Annotated in this window: 18 protein-coding genes; 12 read left to right on the top strand and 6 right to left on the bottom strand. The window is 40.1% G+C overall.

Annotated elements, in window-relative coordinates; translation table 11 throughout:
- Positions 1 to 4: 4 nt before the first annotated feature.
- The 3 genes from R2R35_RS08535 to R2R35_RS08525 form a co-directional block, all read right to left on the bottom strand.
- Positions 5 to 2335, bottom strand: a complete 2331-nt coding sequence (locus tag R2R35_RS08535; RefSeq protein ID WP_317734070.1) for an ABC transporter permease — start codon at positions 2333 to 2335, stop codon at positions 5 to 7.
- Positions 2336 to 2423: 88 nt separating this feature from the next.
- Positions 2424 to 3554, bottom strand: a complete 1131-nt coding sequence (locus R2R35_RS08530) for a HAMP domain-containing sensor histidine kinase (RefSeq protein ID WP_317734069.1) — start codon at positions 3552 to 3554, stop codon at positions 2424 to 2426.
- The gene (locus R2R35_RS08525) at positions 3551 to 4237 is read right to left on the bottom strand and encodes a response regulator transcription factor (protein ID WP_317734068.1); all 687 of its coding nucleotides are present in this window, start codon (positions 4235 to 4237) and stop codon (positions 3551 to 3553) included. Before R2R35_RS08525 ends, R2R35_RS08530 begins: the two co-directional genes overlap by 4 nt.
- 644 nt (positions 4238 to 4881) lie before the next feature.
- Between R2R35_RS08525 and R2R35_RS08520 the strand changes: the two genes are divergently transcribed.
- The 4 genes from R2R35_RS08520 (at position 4882) to guaB (ending at position 9739) form a co-directional block, all read left to right on the top strand.
- The gene (locus R2R35_RS08520) at positions 4882 to 5169 is read left to right on the top strand and encodes a co-chaperone GroES (protein WP_317734067.1); all 288 of its coding nucleotides are present in this window, start codon (positions 4882 to 4884) and stop codon (positions 5167 to 5169) included.
- A 118-nt stretch (positions 5170 to 5287) separates the two neighbouring features.
- Entirely contained in the window at positions 5288 to 6910 is a 1623-nt protein-coding gene (groL, locus tag R2R35_RS08515) for a chaperonin GroEL (protein WP_317734066.1), read from the top strand.
- Between the two features lie 298 nt (positions 6911 to 7208).
- Positions 7209 to 7706 (top strand): DUF6106 family protein, encoded by a 498-nt coding sequence (locus R2R35_RS08510; RefSeq protein ID WP_317734065.1) that lies wholly within the window; start codon positions 7209 to 7211, stop codon positions 7704 to 7706.
- Positions 7707 to 8287: 581 nt separating this feature from the next.
- Entirely contained in the window at positions 8288 to 9739 is a 1452-nt protein-coding gene (gene guaB / locus R2R35_RS08505) for an IMP dehydrogenase (protein ID WP_317734064.1), read from the top strand.
- Positions 9740 to 9759: 20 nt separating this feature from the next.
- Here guaB and R2R35_RS08500 read toward each other — a convergent pair whose 3' ends face one another.
- Positions 9760 to 10449: a peptidoglycan recognition protein family protein gene (locus R2R35_RS08500; RefSeq protein WP_317734063.1), complete on the bottom strand. Its 690-nt coding sequence runs from the start codon at positions 10447 to 10449 to the stop codon at positions 9760 to 9762.
- Between the two features lie 150 nt (positions 10450 to 10599).
- The gene (locus R2R35_RS08495; RefSeq protein ID WP_317734062.1) at positions 10600 to 11079 is read right to left on the bottom strand and encodes a deoxycytidylate deaminase; all 480 of its coding nucleotides are present in this window, start codon (positions 11077 to 11079) and stop codon (positions 10600 to 10602) included.
- Positions 11080 to 11223: 144 nt separating this feature from the next.
- On the opposite strand from R2R35_RS08495, the gene R2R35_RS08490 reads away from it, so the two are divergent.
- From R2R35_RS08490 to pnpS, 8 genes are all read left to right on the top strand, one after another.
- Positions 11224 to 11577, top strand: a complete 354-nt coding sequence (locus R2R35_RS08490) for a hypothetical protein (RefSeq protein WP_317734061.1) — start codon at positions 11224 to 11226, stop codon at positions 11575 to 11577.
- Positions 11578 to 12200: 623 nt separating this feature from the next.
- The gene (locus R2R35_RS08485; protein WP_317734060.1) at positions 12201 to 13109 is read left to right on the top strand and encodes a phosphate ABC transporter substrate-binding protein; all 909 of its coding nucleotides are present in this window, start codon (positions 12201 to 12203) and stop codon (positions 13107 to 13109) included.
- Positions 13109 to 14029, top strand: coding sequence for a phosphate ABC transporter permease subunit PstC (pstC, locus tag R2R35_RS08480; protein WP_317734059.1), 921 nt, complete (start codon positions 13109 to 13111; stop codon positions 14027 to 14029). Before R2R35_RS08485 ends, pstC begins: the two co-directional genes overlap by 1 nt.
- 18 nt (positions 14030 to 14047) lie before the next feature.
- On the top strand, positions 14048 to 15205 hold the full coding sequence (gene pstA / locus R2R35_RS08475) for a phosphate ABC transporter permease PstA (RefSeq protein WP_317734058.1): 1158 nt from the start codon (positions 14048 to 14050) through the stop codon (positions 15203 to 15205).
- A gap of 41 nt (positions 15206 to 15246) precedes the next feature.
- Positions 15247 to 15996, top strand: coding sequence for a phosphate ABC transporter ATP-binding protein PstB (pstB, locus tag R2R35_RS08470; protein ID WP_317734769.1), 750 nt, complete (start codon positions 15247 to 15249; stop codon positions 15994 to 15996).
- A 138-nt stretch (positions 15997 to 16134) separates the two neighbouring features.
- Positions 16135 to 16782: a phosphate signaling complex protein PhoU gene (gene phoU, locus R2R35_RS08465; protein WP_317734057.1), complete on the top strand. Its 648-nt coding sequence runs from the start codon at positions 16135 to 16137 to the stop codon at positions 16780 to 16782.
- Between the two features lie 227 nt (positions 16783 to 17009).
- Positions 17010 to 17714 (top strand): response regulator transcription factor, encoded by a 705-nt coding sequence (locus R2R35_RS08460; protein WP_317734056.1) that lies wholly within the window; start codon positions 17010 to 17012, stop codon positions 17712 to 17714.
- Positions 17715 to 17732: 18 nt separating this feature from the next.
- Positions 17733 to 19487: a two-component system histidine kinase PnpS gene (gene pnpS, locus R2R35_RS08455; RefSeq protein ID WP_317734055.1), complete on the top strand. Its 1755-nt coding sequence runs from the start codon at positions 17733 to 17735 to the stop codon at positions 19485 to 19487.
- Here pnpS and R2R35_RS08450 read toward each other — a convergent pair.
- Positions 19428 to 20084, bottom strand: coding sequence for a TIGR01906 family membrane protein (locus tag R2R35_RS08450; protein WP_317734054.1), 657 nt, complete (start codon positions 20082 to 20084; stop codon positions 19428 to 19430). The genes pnpS and R2R35_RS08450 overlap by 60 nt on opposite strands.
- Positions 20085 to 20164: the final 80 nt, after the last annotated feature.

Genomic DNA, 20164 nt, shown 5'->3' with positions numbered 1-20164 from the left:
TATGTTAAGCCTCCTTCATATGCTGTGAAATTTTTAATGCCTGGATACCGGAAATTCCAAACATGGTAGCAGTGACAACGCAACCTGTGAGCAGCAGAGGTGAACCGAGGTAGACAAACCAGGGATTTACCATAAAATGAAAGGTAGTTGCACCAAAGGAAGATATGATTGCCACGCCGACAAGCTCTCCCAGCGTGTTTGCCAGAATGGTACCGATGATTAAGCCCAGTGCCAGCACAGTAATGGAGCGTGTAAGATACTGACAGCGTATGTCTGCACTGGTGAAGCCCATTGATTTCAGAATGGCGATGGGATACCGGTCTTTTGCCACCAGCATTTTAAAGAACAGCACAGTGACCAGTAGTGTTAGCAGGACAGTTACTATGGCAGCAACAACAGAAGCAATCCGGATGGCGTCTCGCATAGAGCCGAGCATCTGCCCAATACTCTCCTTAATGCCGGTAACTTTTGCAAAGAGAAACTGCTCCCTGTACTGTGATATTGCTGCTTTTACACTTTGGCGGTCGCGAAAGGTAACCGCAATTCCAACGCTTAAAATCTCTTCATGCTCTGCGGCAAAAGTGGCTTGTGCTGTTCGCCCGCCATTGGTGACATCAGAGTAAATTCCACAGACCGTCAGGTGTTTTTCTGTACCGTTAACGATTAAAATAATTTCATCCCCGAGGGTTTTATTAAGGTCTTTGGCATTGAGGACGGAGAGGGCGAGCTCTGTTTCTGCTTGTGGTGCACGACCTCTGGAGTAGGTTATGGGAAAGGCGGAATAGTCACCAAATGTCACCCGCAGTTTCTCTTTCGTCCCATTGTCTGCTTTTCGGTCTAACATCATACCGGTGAACAAAGCATACTTTTCAACATTCTCATCCTTTGCCAGCATGTCAGCAACTTCCGCCGCTTTTCCCAGTACGTCCTCTACCTGTGTTCGCATCACCCCGATATTTACGTCACAAATGCCCATACCCATGTAGGTGATAAAGTTCTCCGCAGAAATTGTGCTGCTGATATTTTGAGGAACAGCCATAAGAAAAGAAGAAACGACCAGAACCATCAACATGGTGACATACAGTTTTTTCCGGGAAACAATATCCTTGATTCCAAGAAAGATATTCCTGGAAAAAAGCCTGTTATTATTCAGTTGAAAGTTTCTGGATGATTTCGACTTTTCCTGTGGTGCACCGAATCGAATCGCCTGCATCGCGGATATTTTACGGAAGCGTCGCAATACACTGTTTACATACAACATGACACTCCCGCCGATTAGCGCCGCCCCCAAAAGTCCGCAAAACAGGCCGGGTAGCGGGTTACCGCTTTCACCCATGTACAATCGGATATTTTTCATGAAAGGAGCCTGGAGTGGAAGGGAAACCAGAAAACCCAGCATACAGGCCGCACCCGAAATAGCGCCGTATTTCATAAGATAGAGTTTTTTAATCTGTGATATTCGCATTCCAACCGCTTTAAGGACACCTATTTCCTTATAATCCTCTTCTATTTTGGCCAATAACGTAAAGCGAATACACAAAAATGCCATTAGGATCACAAGGGCTCCAATCAGCATCAGCACGGAAATCATGATGCCGTCCGTAATACCATTTATCATCTTCACCTGCGTATAAGTGATAGGGGGAGGGCCGTTTGCCGGGAGCCCCGCGCCTTGATAGGCAGCCTCAAAAGCCGGGAAGGAAACGTCCGCGTTCAGCCGGAATTCAATAAGATTCTCTAACTGCCCGAATACACGGACTCTTTCAAAATCTGCCTGGTTCACAAGGAACCGCTTGGAGCTTACCAGCGCCGCATTCATAACCGAATCACGCAAAAAACCAGCGATGGTAAAGGAAATTCCGTGGATGGTCACCGTATCCCCAAGCATTGCGTTTCCTTCCTGCCTGTAGTAGATGGGGACATAGATTTCACCATCTGTGGGATGTATGACATCACCATTTAAGTTAAGCAGAAAGTCGAACTTCTCGCTTTGCACGCAAAGACCGTTGTCTTGTATGCTTCCGGCAAGGGTATCCTCCCCGATGACAATATCCGCACCTTCGATGTTGAGAAACTCCAATACCTGATAATCCTCTACGCTGTCATTGGCATCCGCGAAGCTATGTAACTGTTCCATATCTACGTCGCCTGTGTGCATCTGCATGTAATGAAGCGATTTTGACGAAAGAAGCATATTGTCGATAGCGCCGAACAGGTTTAAGGTCAGTGATGCAGCCAGAGCAGTAAGCATGGCAGCAATGAGGATAAACGCTGTTATTGTGATGGTAATCAGCTTACTTTTACGGATATCATTCTTAATCATTTTATAATACATATATACCCCCTTTTCTGTATATGTTTTGTGTATACAGGTTTTGCTTTAGAATTACACAGGACAAAACTATTAGCACTTATCCCTTCGTTTATCTGTGTCCGGAAGCTTTTGGAAAGCTCAGGACAAACTTTTTTGTAAAAGGAGCGGGGGCATCCACTACGTAGACCTCACCGGAGTGCTGTTCCATCACCTTTTTCACAATGGCAAGCCCAAGTCCCGTACCACTGCTGGTACTTCTTGAAACACTGCCGGAAACAAAAGGCTCGAACAGATTCCCAGCGATTGCCTTCGGGATAGCTGTTCCGGTATCGGCAATTTGAATCTGAATACTGCCTGGTTCATCCATTAGCCCCACGGACAATAAGCTGCCCACAGGGTTATGGCGGATTGCATTTGTCAGCAGATTACTGATGGCCCGGTTAGTTTCCAAAGAATCCACCAGGTAATATACAGGTTTGTCTGGTAGCCGCAGTTCCAAGTTCATCTGCTTGCTTTCAATTTCGCCAAACAAAGTGGCACAAGATGCACGAAGTAGCTCGACTAAGTCTACCTTTTCAAAATTCATGCGGTATTGCGGTGTGCCCAACTTGGAGTAGGAAAGCAGCTGGTCAATCAATTGGTTCATCTGCCCGGCTTTTGCTTTGATTGCCAGATGGTATTCCTGTTGTTTGTCCGGGTCATCCACCATACCGTTTGCCAAGGCCCCTGCATAGCCGGAAATCGTTGTCATGGGGGTTTTCAAATCATGTGCGATATGGGAGAAAAGTTGCATCCTCTCATTTTCCATTGTCATTCGTTTTTCTTCCGAGTCTTTCAGCTTTTGCACCATATAATTGAAGGCATCCCGCATTTCGCCAAATTCCGTCTCTGTTTCAAATTCCAGTCTAGTGTCCAAACGGCCGGCCGTAACCTCTTTGAAACCTTCTTCCATTTTTTGAACGGGCTCCATGATTTTCCTGCTGATTCCGCGCCCAAAAAGGACAATTCCTATAGAATAAACTGCGACAGTGACAAGAATCCAGATAACGGAAAGTATGATTTGAAGGGGTTTCGTCCCTTCGGCCAGAGGGGAAGATGCTAGTTCTGAGAAGTTCATCCCGTTACTTAAGGTAAACAGACTGAATAGAAGCTCCAATAGCAGAAGTGTCAGTGCAATTCCGATGATGTAGCTTACGAATCTTCGCATGATGACTTTTTTAAAACTAAGCTTTTTCTTCAAGTACGCACCTCCAGACGATAACCTAAGCCTCTGACGGTTCCAATGGATACTGAGTCATGGTCAGGAAGTTTGCTGCGCAGCTTGCTGATAGCGACCATCACGGTATTGTCGTCCACAATAGTTGCCTCCTGCCATGCAGCTTCATAAATCTGCTGTTTGGTGTATACGCGGCCGGGACTTTGCATCAACAGCTTCATCATATTAAATTCCGTGGCGGTAAGAGGGATTGTCTCACTGCCAAAGCGAAGGATGCAAGCGGAAATATCCAAGCTCAGTTCGCCTGCTGTCAGTAAATCTGTTTCGTAATCCCCCGTACCCCCATTATAACGGCGTAATTGAGCTTTGATACGGGCAGTGACCTCCAAAGGGTCAAAGGGCTTTGTCACATAATCGTCCGCACCAAGGTCAAGTCCCAGTATTTTTTCATGATTTTCCGTTTTGGCACTCACAACGATAATTGGAAGATTGCTGCGCGCTCTCAACCCTTTGATTAGCTGATAACCGTCAAGCTCAGGCATCATAATGTCAATGACAGCCAGATCAATTCGCACGGATGCGGACTGTTTAAGCGCTTCCAATCCATTTTCAGCTTGTATTACAATATAGCCTTCCTTTTCTATATATAATCGCAAAAGCTCACGAATTTCTTTCTCATCATCTACAATCAGAATAGTTTTGCTCATGGTTTCACCTCTCTTCTTTCTCATCATACCCTCAAGCTGTAAGTTCATTATAGTAACCCTACCTTTCAATTAAACATGGTTAACCTTAACATTACCTTAAGATTTATTATTTCATTTATTGCCTGACACTAAAATAATCACCCAGTAATTACCTGCTGAAACAAAGACATTATATTGTTAATTACCTAAGAGGTCAACGGAGGTCTTTCATTTAGGTAAGTATTTTTTGCCCTAAACCGAGTGCTTTTCTGTCAGTCATAAGAGGATATCAAAAAGTTGGGATTACTTTTTGATATAAGACTGTATTATCCTATAAGAAATATAGAATAGAATTGAATAGGTGGTAAATAATAGTTAAATCATGTAATTGAAGATTGCTATGAGACGATTATTCCTATATAATAGTAGTAATGCTCTGATAAAATTTTAAAAAAGTGAGAAAAAATGAGATAAGAGGATTATTTGAGAGTTATATTAATGTATTTGCCTATTTTACCTGTTTTTGAGCGGAAAGTATAGTTGCATTATAAATGCAAATTTACTAATATATGTTTATCGGTTAGCACTCAATAGAAGCGAGTGCTAATAAAACTCAAAATATGCCTTTTTTAATGAAATATTGATATCATAAGGAGGAAATGAAAATGAAATTAGTGCCTTTAGGAGACAAAGTGGTTTTAAAGCAGCTTGTTGCTGAAGAGACAACAAAATCAGGTATTGTTTTACCTGGTCAGGCAAAAGAAAAACCTCAGCAGGCGGAAGTTATTGCAGTAGGCCCCGGCGGTGTTGTAGACGGGAAAGAAGTAACTATGCAGGTTAAGGTTGGAGATAAGGTTATTTTCTCTAAATATTCCGGAACTGAGGTTAAATTAGAGGATCAGGAATACATTGTTGTAAAACAAAACGATATCGTTGCTGTTGTAGAAGACTAATTATAAAAGATTTCGTATCACACATTGCCAAAATATTTTTGGTACGTTTGGTGTATGGTTGTATCTAACCAGATAGGAAGTTTACGATTATTTAAGAATAATTTAGGAGGTTATTAAAATGGCAAAAGAAATTAAACATGGTGCAGAAGCCAGAGCAGCTCTGGAAAGTGGCGTTAATTTATTAGCAAATACAGTTAAAGTTACATTAGGACCTAAGGGAAGAAACGTTGTACTTGATAAATCCTACGGTGCTCCTTTAATTACAAACGATGGTGTTACCATTGCGAAGGAAATCGAATTAGAAGATGCTTTTGAGAACATGGGAGCTCAGTTAGTAAAAGAAGTTGCAACAAAGACCAATGATGTTGCAGGTGATGGTACAACTACAGCTACTGTTCTTGCACAGGCTATGATCAATGAAGGCATCAAGAACCTGGCAGCAGGTGCTAATCCTATTATCTTAAGAAAAGGTATGCAGAAAGCTACTGATACAGCAGTTGACGCTATCTTAAAAATGAGCTCTAAACTTAACGGCAAAGAGCAGATTGCAAGAGTTGCAGCAATTTCCGCTGGTGATGATTCCGTTGGTGAAATGGTAGCAGACGCTATGGAGAAAGTATCCAATGACGGTGTTATCACAATTGAAGAATCCAAGACTATGAAGACCGAGCTTGACCTGGTAGAAGGTATGCAGTTTGACAGAGGATATATCTCTGCTTACATGGCAACTGACATGGACAAAATGGAAGCCAATTTAGACAATCCATATATCTTGATCACAGACAAGAAAATCTCCAATATTCAGGATATACTTCCTGTTTTAGAGCAGATCGTTCAGTCTGGTGCTAGACTTTTAATCATAGCTGAAGATATCGAAGGTGAAGCATTAACAACCTTAATCGTTAACAAGTTAAGAGGAACTTTCAGCGTTGTTGCAGTAAAAGCTCCTGGCTATGGCGACAGAAGAAAAGAAATGCTTCAGGATATCGCTGTTCTTACAGGCGGTACAGTAATTTCCGACGATTTAGGTCTTGATCTGAAAGAGACTTCTCTTGATCAGTTAGGCCGTGCAAAATCCGTAAAAGTTCAGAAAGAAAACACTATCATTGTTGATGGTGAAGGACAGAAGAACAATATCGATGCAAGAATTTCTCAGATCAAAGCTCAGATTGAAGAAACTACTTCTGAATTCGATAAAGAGAAATTACAGGAAAGACTTGCTAAATTAGCAGGTGGTGTAGCTGTTATCCGTGTAGGTGCTGCTACTGAAACAGAAATGAAAGAGAAGAAACTTCGTATGGAAGATGCTCTTGCAGCTACAAGAGCAGCTGTTGAAGAAGGTATCGTAGCAGGTGGTGGTTCTGCTTACATTCATGCTTCCAAAGATGTTGCTGCATTAGCAGCTACTTTAGAAGGAGACGAGAAGACAGGTGCTAATATTATACTGAAAGCTCTGGAAGCGCCTCTTCACTGCATCGTATCCAATGCAGGTCTTGAAGGCTCCGTTGTTACCAGCAAGGTAAAAGAGAAAGAACCCGGCGTTGGTTTTGACGCGCTGAAAGAAGCTTATGTAGATATGGTTTCTGCTGGTATCTTAGATCCTGCCAAGGTTACAAGAAGCGCTCTTCAGAACGCTACTAGCGTTGCATCAACTCTGTTAACTACAGAATCTGTAGTTGCTAATATAAAATCCAATGAGCCAGCAATGCCTGCAGGTGCCGGCGGAATGGGAATGATGTAATTTCCAGCTCTTCCAATAAATAAATATACGATAATTACCAGAAAGCTGTTTGAATTTCTTAATACAAGAATTCAAACAGCTTTTTTAGTTACTGTTTTTCTTGAATTTTTTATAACTTTTTATAAAGATATTAGAATTATTTTGCTATTAAGGCTTTTCCTTTGTGAGTTTTTTTAGTATAATGGGCTTAAAGACATGCCGTTCGGTAAAAAAGCTGATAGGTCAGCAACCTGTTATTATAATTCTGACAAAATGTATAATAGGATTATGGCATAAAATAAGGTTAGGAGGCATAAAAATGAACGAGTTATATGCAGAGGCAGGAGTCAAGAGAAAGGAAACTGCTGGGACATATGCTATAAGAATATTATTGATATTTGCAGCTGTTCTGTTATTTATTATATCATTAAGCAACCAGATCATGTTATTTGTGGCGGCTATCGTGATAGTAGGTATTTTTTATTTCTTTCCGAGACTTAGTTTAGAATATGAGTATGTATACTGTGACGGACAGTTGGATTTTGATAAGATCATGGGTAAATCCAAGAGAAAGAATGCTCTTAAAATTGATTTCGAGCAGGTAGAAGTAATGGCTCCTCAGGGTTCCCATGCTTTGGATAGCTATAATCATATTAAATGCGATGTGAAGGATTTCTCTTCCGGCAATAAGGAAACTACCCCTTATGTAATCATTTATCGTCAGGGTGAGAAGAACTTAAAGATCTTATTTGAGCCGAATGAGAAAATGTTAAATTGTATCAAGATGAAGAACCCCAGAAAACTTGTGCAGTATTAGTCTTTGACTTTAACAGTTAATTGATCGAAAGCAATGGAGTATTCGTTACACATTACAAAAAAGATTTTGCACAGAGAAATAAGTACAGATATATATAGGTAATAACGAAAGCTTAAGAAATGTACCCGGGACGGTGTCTTATGACAAGGTCTTTCGGGTATTTTTTTGTGACGAAAGAAATCATTCTATAATTGCTTCCAGGTTCAGATAACCGAAAGGGCATGAGTAATATATGGATATCGATGAAGGCGGGAATGGATAGCTGAAGGCACCGAAAGGTTTCTGCAAAAAGGTCTGATAAACAATTTATTATGTTTTATTTTTTAAGAAGAAGTAATTGAAAGAAGGTAATTTGAAAAAGCGAATCTTGAAAGTCAGAATTAGAAAGAATATAAGTAAAAATTATCTGTTCAGTATAGAAAGACGAATGTGTTTATAGTGAGGACATTCGTGCTCTGGTGTATTTGTAGCAAAGACAAAAACTTTTTTTTCTTGTTGACAAGCATAATTTAATTCGTTATACTTTTAAAAATTAACTAAAAATAATAATTGCTAACAGAAAAGAAAGTGAGGAAAATAAGATGGGAACTATAATCGGTGAAGGCATTACCTTTGATGACGTCCTACTGGTACCAGCCTTTTCAGAAGTAATACCCAATGAAGTGGATGTTTCAACTTATCTGACGAAGACGATCAAATTAAACATACCAATGATGAGTGCTGGTATGGATACCGTAACGGAACACAGAATGGCCATTGCAATGGCAAGACAGGGTGGAATCGGTGTAATCCATAAGAATATGTCAGTTGCCAGGCAAGCAGAAGAGGTGGATAAGGTTAAGCGATCCGAAAGTGGTGTTATTACAGATCCCTTTTATTTGTCTCCAGAACATACTTTAGAAGATGCCAATGAATTAATGGCAAGATACAGAATATCAGGTGTTCCTATAACTGAAGGAAAACGTCTGGTTGGTATTATTACCAATCGTGATCTTAAATTTGAGACAGACTTTTCCAAGAAAATAAAGGAAAGCATGACCTCAGAAGGCCTTATTACAGCACCGGTTGGCATTACACTTGAAGAAGCAAAAAAAATTCTTGGTGCTGCAAGAAAAGAAAAACTTCCTATTGTAGACAAAGATGGTAACTTATCCGGTCTGATTACGATAAAAGATATCGAGAAACAGATTAAATATCCTTTATCAGCCAAGGATACCCAAGGAAGACTTTTATGTGCAGCAGCAGTCGGTGTTACAGAAAATATTCTTGAGAGAGTAGATGCATTGGTAAATGCCAAGGTAGACGCGATTGTTATTGATACAGCCCACGGACATTCCGCGAATGTATTAAGAGTTATACGTATGGTAAGGGAAGCCTACCCTGAGCTTCAGATCATAGCAGGAAATGTTGCTACCAAAGAAGCAACGGAGGATCTTATCAAAGCCGGAGTCAATGCGGTAAAGGTTGGTATCGGACCTGGCTCCATCTGTACGACCAGAGTTGTTGCAGGTATTGGTGTTCCGCAGATTACTGCTATTATGGACTCTTATGCAGCTGCTAAGAAATATGATATACCTATAATCGCCGATGGAGGCATCAAATACTCCGGAGATATTACGAAAGCTATTGCAGCCGGTGCTAATCTTTGTATGATGGGAAGCATTTTTGCAGGCTGTGAAGAAAGTCCCGGAGAATTTGAATTATTCCAGGGAAGAAAATATAAGGTATACCGTGGAATGGGTTCAATTGCTGCCATGGAAAATGGAAGCAAAGACAGATATTTCCAGAGCAATGCCAAGAAACTTGTACCCGAAGGTGTGGAAGGCCGAGTAGCATATAAAGGAAATGTAGAAGATACCGTATTCCAGTTAATGGGAGGTCTTCGTTCCGGTATGGGCTACTGTGGAACCAAGACCATCGAGGACTTAAAGCAGAACGGACGCTTTGTTAAGATTTCCGCTGCTTCCTTAAAGGAAAGTCATCCTCATGATATCCATATTACCAAAGAAGCACCCAACTACAGTGTAGAATAATGAAATAAAAAAAGGAAGCTTTAGTCCAGCTCGGCTGAAGCTTCCTTTTCTTGTATATATGCGAAAACATCCTTTTTCAGGGTTTCCCATTTATCTTCCTGTTCAACGTAATATAAGGGACAGAGTTTCCCGGTAATGTCATAATGTCTTAAGATATCCTCTTCCTCCAGATTGTATTTGCTGCATAACCAGGCAGTAAGGGCAATCAAGGATTCATAAGTCTTCTTACTAAATTCCCCCGAGGCATCCGGATGGCAGCATTCTATTGAAATAGTATCAACATTTCTGTCATTGGAAGCAAAGGATATTTCATCTAAAGGAATACACTGTATGATTTCACCGTTTAATCCAATTACAAAGTGACTGCTGGCTGAGATTTTGGTCTGGGACTTAAGATTCTCAAAATAATTTCTATTTGCTTCTGCTGAGGTGCCGGGATTTGCCGTATAATGAATTACGATACCTTTAACCTTTTTAATTGGTTCTTCCGGTCTGGAATAATCATTGGGAGTAAGAAACATCTCCGTAATGGGAGGGGGCGCAATGGTATAATAGGCAAAACCATTCGGAGCATCCCGGTGGTATTTCAGTACCGATAAAATCATAATAACAACAATTGCAGCCATAATCATGAAGAGGCTGGTAACAGCAGTAATATTAATAATTTTTCTTCTGTGTCTTTTTCTGCGGCGCTTGTCCTTGGCATTCATATTGTATGAGATCCTCTTTTGAAAGTTAGTATCTATATAAGCTGAATTACAGTCATAAGATAATCCTGCTTCTATATCATCATCCCATATATATAAACCGGAATGCAAGAAAAAATAACTTAAGAATAATGATTAATTTCTTAAGAACATTTATAAAGAGAGAGTAATATCCCTGTTAATTGGCTGATATTGTCTATAGGTAGTCCCAGTTGCATCCAACATTCGTTTTGCAGCTTTCGTAGCATCCGTATCAGCGTATTTGTCCGACAGGTAGATCAGCTCACTGATTCCCTTCTGAATGATGGCTTTTGTGCATTCGTTGCAGGGAAACAGGGTTACATAGAGTTTGGCACCTTTCATATCAGGACCGGTGTAATTAAGTATGGCATTCATTTCAGCATGACATACATAGAAATATTTGGTGTCAAGTGGATTGCCGTCCCTTTCCCAGGGAAAATCATCATCGGAACAGCCAATGGGCATTCCATTATAACCTACGGAAAGAATCTTATTGTCCTGACTAACGATACATGCCCCAACACTGGTACTGGGATCCTTACTGCGTTCAGCGGAGAAGATCGCAATACCCATAAAATATTCATCCCAGGTGATATAATCTTGTTTTTTCATACCCTTATCCTCCTATTGTTCTCATCATTAGAAGTATTTTATCATAGGAAGAAGGGTAAGTAAATTGTAAGTGTAAAAGAAACCGGTAAAGGAAATATATAATAGAAAAATACTTGCAGTTTATGTTTGTCAGCAGTTTAGTCTGTGCGCTCTGTCAAAAACGGAATACCATCAGGTCTCAACAGTCCTGAAAGCATCTTTTTCTTCCTATTAATCAACGTTATAGCAATATTCCTCTTTGCTCCCTACCAGGGCAGTAAAATCTATGGAACCAGAACAGAGCTGATGCATTTAGCAGATTACTATGCCTTAACCAAAGAACAGCTCTTCTACGAAATCTTTTCCAGCCTGGAACGATTTGATACAATCAGCAATGCCATGAAACTATGTGGCTTCGGAAAACATAAAAAGAGAACCGGGTACGCTGGAAGACCTTTTAAAACAGCCGATTATATCACCATAGGAGCAGTCATCCTTTTAGTATCCTTGCCATGGTAATCATTTTCCAGGATGGTTCCAGGTTTTATAATCCGTTTATTTAAATATATCGCAAAGTAACAAAGCCCCAGTTTTCATACGATTTCAGGAAATTTACACAAAATAGAAAGCTTCATGCACCTATAGAAATGTATTAGAGGTCCTTTTCACTGTAGATTTTATGCTATCTCATCAAACAGATTGTTTGAGCGCAGCGAGTTATCTGTTTGATGAGATGTCCAGCAGAAAATCTACAGAGAATTAGGACTTCTTATACATTTCTATGAAAGCATGAAGCTTTCTATTTTGCGTAAATTTCCGTCCTACCTATATAACCTGACCTTAAACAACTTTACCAGCTTTTTTCATTCATAAACCCAACCCTCGTCGTAAGTATCTTAATACTTTACAAAAGCGTTTACAACAGCCTCTAAATATAAAAATTCAAGGATTTATTTTAAGTTTTTCGGTAAAAATAGTATTACACAACGCCTGAAACATGATATTTTCAAGGATTATACGACTTTACAAAAACTTTACATTACAAAAATACACCGATTACAAAGGAATAGTAGAATACAACCTGTAAGACAAACAAATATGAAATAACTCAGGGGGATCCCAAATCAAGGAGGAAGAAAAAAATGAAAATAAGAAATAAAGTTCTGGCAGTTCTTTTAACCGTTGCCATGGTAGGTGTTCTTGGAGGATGCGCAAGTTCCAACAACAATACATCCGGTAACGCAGCAGAACCTACACAGGCAGCAACAGATACACCGGCAGACACAGCAACAGAAACTCCTGCTGAAGGCATATCAGGAACAGTAACCATAACAGGTTCTACATCAGTTGAAAAAATTTTAAACGATATGATCGACGAGTTTACAGCTTTAAATCCTGATGTAACCATTAACTATACAGGAACAGGGTCTTCCGCTGGTATCGCGGATACAGCATCCGGTGCAAATGACATTGGTGCATCTTCCAGAAATTTAAAAGACGAAGAAAAATCAGCTGATATAAAAGAAGTAACTTTTGCTTATGATGGTATTGCAGTAGCAGTTAACCCTGCAAATCCTTTAACAGATATCAGCACAGAAGATCTTGCGAAGATTTTCTCCGGACAGGTAACGAACTGGAGCCAGATTGGCGGAAAAGATGCCGACATCGTAGTTGTATCCAGAGAAGGTGCATCCGGCACAAGAAGTGCATTTGAAGAGTTAGTGAAATTAGAAGATGCCGGTGGCCTTACTGAAAGTGCTACAGTTGTAGAAGGTAATGGTAACGTGCAGACTGCAGTTGCAGGAAATGAAAATGCAATTGGATATGTATCCTTCTCTTATATTGATACCACCGTTAAAGCACTTACGGTAAATGGTGTAGAGGGTACTCCTGAACATTCAAAATCCGGCGAATATGTATTATCCAGACCTTTCCTTTTCGTATACAAAGAGGCTTCAGCTTCTGCTGCTACAAAGGCATTCATTGAATTCTCTCTTAGCGAAGACGGACAGACATTTGTTGAAAAACACGGAGGAATAAAGGTAGACTAATGATGAAAAATGTAAGTAATGAGAATAAGACAGGTAAGGCAATAGAATACAGAGAAGCACTGTTTAAAATAATCTTTTTGCTAAGTGCTCTGGTCAGTGTCTTAAGTGTAATTGCAATTATCGTCTTTGTATTCGCAAAAGGTCTGAAACCCTTTTTCGGAAATGATGCTTACAGCTTTCTCGATTTTATAACCGGTTTGAAGTGGGATCCAAACAATAATGTTTTCGGAGTTTTCTACATGATAGTAGGATCCCTCCTTGCAACCCTGGGCGCTATAGTGCTCGGGGTTCCAATCGGTTTATTGACAGCTGTATTTATTGCCGAAATAGCCCCTAAAAGAATAGTAGCAATATTGAAGCCGGGAATAGAATTATTAGCCGGCATTCCGTCCGTTATTTACGGTGCTTTCGGTCTTGGCGTGATTGTCCCCCTGATTAATAAGATATCGCCCACCGGCCAGGGCCAGTCCTTACTGGCAGTTATATGTGTACTTACCATTATGGTACTTCCAACTATTATTTCCTTAAGCGAGAGCAGCTTAAGGGCAGTACCAAAATCTTATAAAGAAGCTTCCTATGGACTGGGTGCCTCCAAAATACAGACCATATTCAAAGCTATTGTTCCGGCAGCACGATCCGGTATCCTGACTGCAACCGTACTTGGTATCGGAAGGGCAATCGGTGAGACCATGGCGGTTATGATGATTGCAGGAAATAATATCGGTGGTCTTCCTACCAGTATTTTTTCAAAGATCAGACCTTTAACCACCAACATTGCCATGGAAATGGGTTATGCCTCCGGAAGGCATCAGGATATGCTTTTTGCTACTGGTGTAATACTGTTTACCTTCATTATGGCGATTAACTTTACATTGATCCGTATAACGAAAAAGCTTGGGAATGAAGGCCCTTTAAGATAAATCCATAGGAGCAGCAGCATGAATAATAAGAATTATAAAAATAGAAAAATGCAGGACGGTATTTTAAGAGGATTCATTTATCTCGCAGCAGCCGTAACGGTAAGTATCTTATTGATAATTGTCGGATTCATAGTTTACAAAGGCGCACCCGGAATTAACATCGATTTTCTGACCAGAAGCTGGGATGATAAGACTACCTTTGTAAATGTAGCCCTGCAGGCAGGGAAAGCAGATACAGGAAAGGAAGGCTATATCCCTTCGCTAGGGATAACTGTGAAGGAAGGCGAGAAGAATCTGGTCATTGTAAACATTGATAAAAGTTCACCGGTTAAAGATGCCCTTAACCTGAAGAATTCACTCTACCGTCTGAAAAAAACGGATGAGATAACCAAGATCGGTTCCGATAATACGGAGGATTTATCCTTTGCCGATGCCGTACAGCTGCTAAAAGAAAGTGAAGGAACTCTGCGGCTTAAAGTGGTAAGACCAGGAGGCGGTATTATACCTATGCTGGTATCCACAATTTACATTATCCTTCTTTCCCTGGTAATCTCCGGGCCTATCGGAATCGGTGCTGCTATTTATCTGAATGAATATGCAAAACCCGGAAGGATTCTGAACAGTATACGTTTTGCCATTCAGAATCTGGCGGGTATTCCCTCCATTATATACGGTCTTTTTGGTATGCTTTTATTCGTACAGGTATTAAAAATGCAATATTCCATTCTTGCGGGATCCCTAACCTTAAGTATATTATTGCTTCCTACCATAATCTCAACTACGGAAGAAGCCTTAAAAGAAATCCCCAGAACCTACAGGGAAGGCTCTTACGGACTTGGAGCTACCAAGCTTCAGACCATTGCCAGAATCATATTACCGGGTGCGTTGCCTGGTATTCTGGTTGCCGTTATATTAAGTATCGGTAGAATTGTAGGAGAATCCGCAGCACTTATCTTTACGGCAGGAACAATCGCGCAGATACCGGAAGGATTGGTAGGCGGAAAAGCCTCAGCAGCTACCCTGACAACCAAAATGTACTGGTTGATCAAAGAATCCGGTGATCTGTCGGCTGCAAGCTCTATTGCAGTAATATTATTGATCCTCATAGTTCTTTTAAATGTCGCATCAAAGATGATTACGAAGGTATTCCTTAAAAAGACGGGGAGCAGCAGATAACTGATTAATGTATGAAAACAGGAGGATATGCATTGAACGATATGGTGAAATTTACAGTAAGGGACCTGGATTTATTTTATGGTAATTTTCAGGCCCTTAAGAAAATAAATATGGATATAGAAAAAGGAAAGATAACTGCTTTTATAGGACCTTCAGGCTGCGGAAAATCTACCTTTTTAAAAACCCTTAACCGCATGAATGATTTGGTGGAAGGGGTAAAGATTACAGGAGAAATCACACTTGACGGTGTGGATATCTATAAAGATTTCGATGCTATTATGTTAAGATCAAGGGTTGGCATGGTATTTCAGCAGCCAAATCCCTTTCCCATGAGTATTTACGATAATGTTGCATACGGTCCCAGAATACACGGAGTTAAGAAAAAGAGCGTATTGGATGAAATCGTAGAAAAATCCCTGCGCCAGGCAGCAATCTGGGATGAGGTAAAGGATAAGCTTAAGAAAAGTGCCCTTGCAGTTTCCGGCGGACAGCAGCAGAGAATCTGTATTGCCAGAACACTTGCCATAGAGCCTGAGGTTATTCTAATGGATGAACCTACTTCTGCCCTTGATCCGATTTCAACCTTAAAGATAGAAGACCTGGCAACAGAACTAAAGAATAATTATTCTATTATTATCGTAACCCACAACATGCAGCAGGCAGGACGTATATCTGATAAGACTGCTTTCTTCCTTACCGGAGAAGTAATAGAATATGGAGATACGGAACAGATATTCAACAAACCCTTAAACAAAAAAACAGAAGATTATATAACCGGAAGATTTGGCTGATGTCCGAAAAGCGTAAGGGGATCTTTGCCTTTCGTTTCTATGGAAATCACAGTGAAAAAGGTTTGCATTTATTATAGAAAATGCTATGATAAGGATAATCAAAATGCCTGAAAAAGGCGGATAAGGAGCTGGTACTTAATGAGACAGACATTTCTTGCACAATTGGAGGAACTAAACAATGATGTAATAAAAATGGGCAGTATACTGGAACAGTCTATGAATGAAATGATCGATGTACTCCATGATAAGGACATTGAGAAAGCAAAGAAGATCATAGACAGAGATGATGAAATTGATATGCTGGAACAACAAATCGAAAAAGAATGCATTAACATTATTGCAAAGCAGCAGCCACTGGCATCCGATCTGAGAAAAATTACTTCTATAATGAAGATTATTACGGATATTGAGCGTATCGCAGATCAATGTGCGGATATTTCAGAATATATTATCAAACTTAACAAATATCCTCAGATGGAAGCTCCCAAGTCCTTAGGTTTTATGATTGAGGCAATGAAAAAAATGGTGATTAATACCATCGACAGCTTTGTTGAGGCAGACCTTGTGAAAGCAAAGGCTGTTATCGATGGTGATGATGAAGTGGATAATCATTTTGAGAAAATCACAGAGGAGCTTTCTGCCACCATGCAGAGCAAGCCCGAATTGGTACCACAGTGTATCTGTTATCTTTTCATTATTAAATATCTGGAGCGTATGGCTGATCATGCTACGAACATTGCAGAATGGATTATGTATATCGTTACAGGTGATTTAACAATCGGATAATAACTATATCTTAACAGGAAGCTTGGTTGATGCAAAATTGCTGTCAACCTCCTGATTAAAAGGTGTGCCAGGGCACACAGACGGGAGTTCGGTTGAAGCAAAAATTGCTATCAACCTCCTGATTAAAAGGTGTGCCAGGGCACACAGACGGGAGTCCGGTTGAAGCAAAAATTGCTATCAACCTCCTGATTAAAAGGTGTGCCAAAGTCACACAGACGGGAGTTATGATGAAGACCATATTAGCAGTAGATGATGAAGAACACATTCTGGAATTGCTGGCCTATAACCTGGAGCGGGACAGTTACAAGGTATTAAAGTCAGAATCCGGAGAGCATGCCCTGGAAATTCTGGCGGCAGAAAAGGTTGACATAGTACTCTTAGACTGGATGCTGCCTGGAATGGATGGGATAGAAGTACTTAGAAGAATACGCGCTGATAAATCAAATCACAGAATACCTGTTATTTTTCTTACCGCCAAAAGTGATGAAATCAGTAAAGTGGTAGGACTTGAAGTAGGCTCAGATGACTATCTTGTGAAACCTTTTGGTATTCATGAGCTCCTTGCCAGAATCAAGGCCGTACTGCGCAGAACAGAAGGGATAGCAAAGGTAACAGAGAACGAGGATGAGAGAGAAGAGAAGCTGATCATTGACAGCATGGAAATCAACCGTTCCAGAAGGACTGTAACTTTTGAAGGCAGACCTATCGAGCTTTCCTTTAAAGAATTTGAATTATTGTATCTCTTAGCCAAAAACAGAGGCATTGTATTTACAAGAGACAATCTTTTAGAAAAAGTATGGGGTTATGATTACATCGGAGAGACCAGAACGGTGGATGTTCATGTAAGTAACCTGCGTAAAAAAATCGAAAAGGATGAAAGCCATCCTGTTTATATCAAAACCGTAAGAGGAATGGGATATAAATTTGCATAATGGAGGGTGAAGTTAAGAATGCAGAAGAAACTTTATTTAAGCTATCTGATTACCATTGTACTTGCCCTTGGAATAACAGGTATATTATTTTGGTTTGAGACCTCTGACTATCTTTATGGTCTGAGTAAGGAACGTTATCTTACCCAGGCTGAGATGGTCGGAGATATGTTTATGTTAAGCACCTTTCACACAGCCCAGGATTATGAGGATTTCGTAGATAAATATGAGGATAAATACAACTGCAGAATTACCATAATCGATCAGGAGGGCAACGTGGTAGCCGATTCTGAAACTGATGGGAAGCAGGAGAACCATAAATCCAGGGAAGAAGTTATAGGAGCACTAAAGGGTGAGAGTATTTCTGTAACCAGATATTCACAAACAATGAAAAGAGAATATTCATATAGTGCGGTACCTATTCATACTGACAATTTTGATGGTGTAATCCGTATATCGCTGCCTTTTTCTACTTTACAGGGACTTTATGACAAACTGGCAGATTCGCTGTTTATAACAGTTATTCTTTGTATTGGTCTGGCTATGGCAGCAGCCGTAATCTTTACGAAATTGCTGACGAAACCAATTAATGAGGTTGCCAAAGCAGCAGAGCGAATATCCGATGGAGATTATAATATAAAGATATATACCAGAGATAAATCGGTAGTTGGGAAATTGGCGCGTGCTTTTAATATAATGGCAGTGAATCTGAAAAGCAATATTTCAAGCCTAACCCAGAGAAATGCAGAATTGGAAGCAATGCTCAGCAGTATGGAGGCAGGTGTTGTTGCTATTGATGACAGCAGTGACATCCTTTTTTATAACAGGTCCTTTGAAAAGATATGTAACAATAACAAATCCATAACCTCAGGGCAGTCTCTTTTTACCTTATTCAGAAATGCTGCGGTCTTTGATGCCATTGATGAAGTAAAGGAAATGAAAAGCAGCGTTATGAAAGAAGGTTCCATTTCAGGTCAGGGGCTTCGTTATATCAGAGTAACAGGCACACCCCTGGGGCTGGATGGTGAAAAATCTTTTGGGATACTTCTGATTATCGAAGATATCACACAGTTAAAGAAGCTTGAGAATATGAGAAGGGATTTCGTATCCAACGTAACCCATGAATTAAAGACTCCCCTGACCTCTATCAGAGGTTTTATTGATACGCTGAAAAGCGGTGCAATGAAAGAAGAAGCAGTAGCAAATCGTTTTCTGGATATTATTGATATTGAAGCTGAGCGTTTGTTCTCTTTGATACAGGATATTCTTATACTGCAGGAAATCGAATCCAAAAGAGAATTTGAAAGAGTTCCCAGTGACTTGAACGAATGCGTCAATGCGGTAATAGAACTGCTCCATCCGGAGATACAGGATTCTTCTATTCAGATTGTATTTGAGCCTCAGCCGTATCTGAAACCTTTTTATTGTAACCCTGACAGAATGAAGCAGCTCCTTATTAACCTTCTTGATAATGCCATAAAGTATACGGAGGAAGGAACTATAACAGTCAGCCTGAAGGAAGAGGAAAATGATCTGATTCTCTCTGTAAAAGATACCGGTATCGGTATTGAAAAGGAATATCTGTCACGTATATTTGAACGTTTTTACCGGGTCGACAAAGGCCGATCCCGTAAACAGGGAGGAACCGGCCTTGGACTTTCCATTGTAAAGCATATCGTTGAACTTTATAACGGTAATATTCAGGTAAATAGTACTTTAGGGGTTGGAACGGAATTTATAATCACGCTTCCTTATAATACGGGAAATCAGAAATAGAAATAGACTTCCCAACAGCAGAATACCCAGTATGATAAACAGGCAGTGCATAAAGAAGGTATCCGGCAGCAGGTTGATAATTGGATCGGTAGCCGGATCGAACAGCCAGTAATCATTACGGAAAAATATTTTATGGAAGAGAATAAAGAGCTTGTCAAAATTGATGGCACAGGCTAGTCCCACAATAACCGGCAGGGCCAATATGGTAATACTTGATACCGGCAGGAAAGTGTAATCCCTCTTTTTCTTCTTGTATATCAGTATAAGAAGCAGTATTATTGCGGTCACAGCGAATATTGCATAGAAACTGACAAAGATATTTTTAACCTCTACGAAATGCTCCAATCCGGAAGCTGAGGATGGCAGGGTTGGAAATTTAAGCTCTCCCTTAAAAAAGGGAGAGTTGTAATCTATCAATGCATCATAATTTTTCTTGATAACTGAGGCCTCCAATCCGGAGGTCTTTTCTATTTCTAATAATTTTATATCAAGGTAATAAAGAGGGCGGAAATTTACCGCCAGAATAACACCGGCAGAGATAAAGAACAGTGTAAACAATATTCCGATACCCAAATCGGAAAATTTGAACTTTTTCATAAATTATTCCTTTCAGTTTGTTTATATGTCAGGTTTTATATGGTACACTACTACTAAATATTATATCCTGTGTGGATAAT

This window comes from Anaerocolumna sp. AGMB13020 (assembly GCF_033100115.1).
GTDB lineage: Bacteria > Bacillota > Clostridia > Lachnospirales > Lachnospiraceae > Anaerocolumna.
This window is presented reverse-complemented; position numbering and strand designations above follow the sequence as displayed.